Annotated in this window: 4 protein-coding genes; 1 reads left to right on the forward strand and 3 read right to left on the reverse strand. The window is 74.1% G+C overall.

Going from position 1 to position 4,706, the window contains the following annotated elements; genetic code table 11:
* The 3 genes from AE652_RS35545 to bldG all read right to left on the reverse strand — a co-directional run.
* Window positions 1-627: hypothetical protein (locus AE652_RS35545; protein ID WP_049659130.1), on the reverse strand; the 627-nt coding region annotated here is incomplete at its 3' end.
* 400 nt (window positions 628-1,027) lie between these two features.
* Window positions 1,028-1,447, reverse strand: coding sequence for an ATP-binding protein (locus tag AE652_RS35550; protein WP_049659131.1), 420 nt, complete (start codon window positions 1,445-1,447; stop codon window positions 1,028-1,030).
* Window positions 1,448-1,607: 160 nt separating this feature from the next.
* The gene (gene bldG, locus AE652_RS35555) at window positions 1,608-1,949 is read right to left on the reverse strand and encodes an anti-sigma factor antagonist BldG (protein WP_049659132.1); all 342 of its coding nucleotides are present in this window, start codon (window positions 1,947-1,949) and stop codon (window positions 1,608-1,610) included.
* A 221-nt stretch (window positions 1,950-2,170) separates the two neighbouring features.
* On the opposite strand from bldG, the gene AE652_RS35560 reads away from it, so the two are divergent.
* Window positions 2,171-4,600, forward strand: a complete 2,430-nt coding sequence (locus tag AE652_RS35560; protein ID WP_082346187.1) for a DEAD/DEAH box helicase — start codon at window positions 2,171-2,173, stop codon at window positions 4,598-4,600.
* Window positions 4,601-4,706: the final 106 nt, after the last annotated feature.

Genomic DNA, 4,706 nt, shown 5'->3' on the forward strand with positions numbered 1-4,706 from the left:
CGGGGTCGTGCCGCCCGGGGCCGGGGTGCCGCTCGCGCCGGCCCCCGCACCGCCGGTGGCGCCGCCGCTCGGGGCGGTGGTCGGGGACGGCTTGCAGCCCTCCTGCTTGGCCATCGCCGCGCCGAGCTCACCGCGCTGGAGCTTGCTCTGCGCCTGGGTGGAGAGCGAGGCCAGCTGCTGCACCTGGTCGGCCACGCTGCGCAGCCCGTCGGCGAACTTGGCCTGGTCGTTGTTGGGCAGCGCGTCCACCTTCTTCTGGACCTCCACGTACCCGTCGGCCGCCTTCTTCAGCTCCTCGACGGTGTCCTTCTGGAGGGCCGCGCCGTCCTGCACCTTGGGTGCCCCGGCCGCGTCGATGGCGGCGGCTATGTCCTGGTTGGTCTTGGCCAGCCGCCCGATGTCCGTGGAGAGCCGCTTCTGGAGGTCGGCCGGGGCCTCGCCGGTCTTCACCTGTCCGGTGTCGGCCAGCGCGGTCTGCGCCTGGGCGATCGGGTCCTTGGCAGCGCCGCAGACGTTCGACGCCCAGGACTCCAGCTGCTTGCTGTTGTTGTCGTCGCCGCCGCAGCCGACGGCGCCGAACGCGAGCAGCACGCCGAGGGCGGGTACGGCCAGCAGTCGCTTGTTCACCGGGAGAAGCCTTTCGGTTCGGTCGTCATCGGTCGTCGAACCTACACGGCCGATGTCCGTCCCCCGATTCGTCCGTCCCCCGATTCCCGGCTCCCCCGCCCTCCAGGGGCCGCCCTCTCGACGCCCCGGCCCGGGTCAGGCCCGCTCGCACTCGTCCCGGCCCTGGCGTCCCGGCCCTGGCGTTTCGGCGGTGGGGTGCTTCGGCGGTGGGGTGGTCTGCGCGAGCGGCCAGAGCGGCCGCACGGCGCGGATCCGCGTGGACGTCCTCGTCCACGACGCGGCGAACCGCCGGGATCAGCGGTGTGTCACCGCATGCCCGGGAACAGGACCCCGGCCGCTCTCGGGCGCGAGGAAGCGCCCGCGAGGCGGCGGGGACGCGAGGAGACGTCGAGGCAGCGCCTCAGACCGCGATGGAGGCGACCGAAACCGGCCAGCTCATCCGGATCAGGCCACCGGCCGCGCCGTTGGTGACCTCCAGGTCCTCGACCAGGCCGGTGATCACGGCGAGGCCCAGGGTGTCCTCGTCCGGCTCGCCGCCCTCGGCGTCGCCGGAGGCCGGGACGGCGGCGGGGCCGGCCTCGTCCTCGACCTCGATGAGGAAACGCTTCTCCTGATCGGTCAGCGCGACCCGGACCGCGCCGCCGATGCCGCCGCGCTGGTGCAGTCCGACCGCGCGGGAGCACGCCTCACCGACCGCGAGCCGTACCTCGTCGAGCACCGACTCGTCGACCCCGGCCCGTCTGGCGACGGCCGCGGCGACCAGCCTGGCCGTCCGCACGTGCTCGGGAAGCGCGCTGAATCGAAGTTCGACGGTTGCCATCTCTCCCCCTCGGGGTGCTCCGACCGGGGCCGGAGACCCGGCCCCTGCGGGCCGGCGGAACCGGCCCAGGGGCGCCCGGGGGACGCACCGGGTCACACGGACCCGGGCACCCGGACGCGAAGAACGAGCGGGGCCGGCCGCACGGGCCGGCCCGGCCGCGTCAGTCGGTCGCGTTGACCGCGTCGTCCACCGAGGTGTGGATCGGGAAGACCTTGGTCAGGCCGGTGATGCGGAAGATCTTCAGGATGCGCTCCTGGTTGCAGACGAGGCGCAGCGAGCCCTCGTGGGCACGCACTCGCTTCAGACCGCCCACCAGCACACCGAGGCCGGTCGAGTCGAGGAAGTCAACGCCTTCCATGTCGACGACGAGGTGGTACTTGCCGTCGTTGACGAGCTCGACCAGCTGCTCCCGCAGCTTCGGGGCGGTGTACACATCGATCTCGCCGCCAACCTCGACGACCGTACGATCGCCGACTGAACGGGTCGACAGGGACAGGTCCACGGAACCTCCAGCACCTTGCCTTGCTACGTCATGTGCGATCCTCGGCCGGACGGCCGCCACCGCATGGTCGCGAGCCCGGGCGCGCCCAGCCACACGTGGCAAGCCTCGGCGCTGCGACCCACGGCCATACGGCCGTCACGGCCACATTCAACCACCTGCGACCATGCCCGCACGATGGCTTACGACGATTCTCCGTCACGCCGGTGACACACTGGGTCCTCATGCCGCCCCGACACAGCCCGCCCGAGGCACTGCTCACGACCCTGGCCGCCGGCCGGGGGCGGTCCGACCGACTCACCCATACGGAGCACCTTCCCGCCCGACCTGCGCGTTATTCACCATGGCCGGACTCGATCCGTCCGGAGGTCGTGGCCGCGGCTCGTGCCGTCGGGGTCGAACAGCCGTGGGCGCACCAGGCAGAAGCGATGAATCTGGCCAAAAGCGGCCAGACTGTGGTGATCGCCACAGGCACCGCCTCGGGCAAGTCGCTGGGCTACCTGGCCCCGGTGCTCAGCGACCTGCTGGACGGCACCGAGGCCCGCAACGGCCGCGGCGCCACCGCGCTCTACCTGGCCCCGACCAAGGCGCTCGCCGCCGACCAGCGGCGCCGGGCCGCCGAACTCGCCCCACCGAGGGTGCGCGCCGCCCTCTACGACGGCGACACCCCGCCCGAGGAGCGCGAGTGGGTCCGCCAGTACGCCTCCTACGTGCTCACCAACCCGGACATGCTGCACCGGGGCATCCTGCCCGGCCATGCCCGCTGGTCCTCCTTCCTCAAGGCGCTGCGCTACGTGGTCGTGGACGAGTGCCACAGCTACCGGGGCGTGTTCGGCTCGCACGTCGCCCAGGTGCTGCGGCGGCTGCGCCGCATCTGCGCCCGTTACGGTTCGTCACCCGCCTTCCTGCTGGCCTCCGCCACCACCGCCGACCCGGCCGCGACCGCCCGGCGGCTGACCGGCCTGCCCGCCGTGGCCGTCACCGAGGACGCCTCGCCGCGCGGGCCGATGGTCTTCGGCCTCTGGGAGCCGCCGCTGACCGAGAACGTCGGCGAGCACGGCGCGCCCGTGCGCCGCACCGCGACCGCCGAGGCGGCCCACCTGCTGACCGAGCTGGTCGAACGGGAGACCCGCACCGTCGTCTTCGTGCGCTCCCGGCGCGCCGCCGAGCTCGTCGCGCTCCAGGCCCAGGACCAGCTCGGCCGCCCGCTCGCCGGACGGGTGGCCGCCTACCGCGGCGGTTACCTCGCCGACGAACGCCGGGCCTTGGAACGCGACTTGCACTCCGGACGACTGCTCGGCCTCGCCTCCACCTCCGCTCTCGAACTCGGCGTCGACATCTCCGGCCTCGACGCCGTCCTGATGGCCGGCTACCCCGGCACCCGGGCCTCGCTCTGGCAGCAGGCGGGCCGCGCGGGGCGGGAGGCCCAGGGCGCGCTGGCCGTCCTGATCGCCCGGGACGACCCGCTGGACACCTACCTGGTGCACCACCCCGAGGCGCTGTTCGCGGCCCCCGTCGAGGCCACCGTGCTCGACCCCGACAACCCGCACGTGCTCGCCCCGCACCTGTGCGCGGCCGCCGCCGAACTCCCGCTCACCGACGCCGACCTGGAGCTGTTCGGGCCGTCCACCGCACCACTGCTGCCGGTCCTGGAGCGGCGCGGCCTGCTGCGCCGGCGCAGCGACGGCTCCTGGTACTGGACCCGTCGCGAGCGCGCGGCCGACGCCGTGGACCTGCGCGGCAGCGGCGGCAACCCGGTGCAGATCGTCGAGGCCGACACCGGCCGGCTGCTCGGCACGGTGGACGCCGCGGCCGCGCACACCACCGTCCACACCGGCGCCGTCCACCTGCACCAGGGCCGCACCTACCTGGTCCGGGAGTTCGACCTGGAGAACTCCGTCGCCCTGGTCGAACCGGCCGACCCGCCGTACACCACGGCCGCCCGCCACATCACCTCCATCTCCGTCCTCGACACCGACACCACCGTGGACTGGGGCGAGGGCCGGCTCAGCTTCGGCTCGGTGGAGGTGGTCAACCAGGTGGTCGGCTACCTCCGCAAGCGGATCTCCACCGGGGAGATCATGGGCGAGACCAAGCTCGACCTGCCGCCCCGCACACTGCGCACCCGGGCGGTCTGGTGGACCGTCACCGAGGACCAGCTGCTCGACGCGGACATCCCGCCCGACCAGCTGCCCGGCGCCGCCCACGCCGCCGAGCACGCCTCGATCGGGCTGCTGCCGCTGTTCGCCACCTGCGACCGGTGGGACATCGGCGGCGTCTCCGTGCCGCTGCATCCGGACACCGGCCTGCCGACCGTGTTCGTCTACGACGGCCACCCCGGTGGGGCCGGCTTCGCCGAACGCGGCTTCCAGCGGGCGGTCCAGTGGCTGACGGCCACCCGGACGGCGATCGCCTCCTGCGAGTGCGAGCGCGGCTGCCCGTCCTGCGTCCAGTCGCCCAAGTGCGGCAACGGGAACGACCCGCTGGACAAGGCCGCCGCCATCCGGCTCCTGGGCGTCCTGCTGGCCGGGGCACCCGAAGCCACGGAGGCACCGGACGACGGGCCGGGGGCCCCGAACGGGCCGGACGGGCCGGAGGCAGACGGACCGGAAGCGGTCCCGGGACCGGACGGTGGCGCACCGGCCGGTTCATGAGGCCGCCCCCGCAGCCGCGCTCGGGGCTCCGCCCGGAGCCCCGCCCCGCCCGGCCCGCCCTCCGACGCGTCCTCGGGGCCGGTGACCGGGGCCCGTACCGGCCCGG

Origin of the sequence: Kitasatospora sp. MY 5-36, from assembly GCF_001182915.1 — a bacterium.
In the GTDB taxonomy this organism is placed as follows: domain Bacteria; phylum Actinomycetota; class Actinomycetes; order Streptomycetales; family Streptomycetaceae; genus Kitasatospora.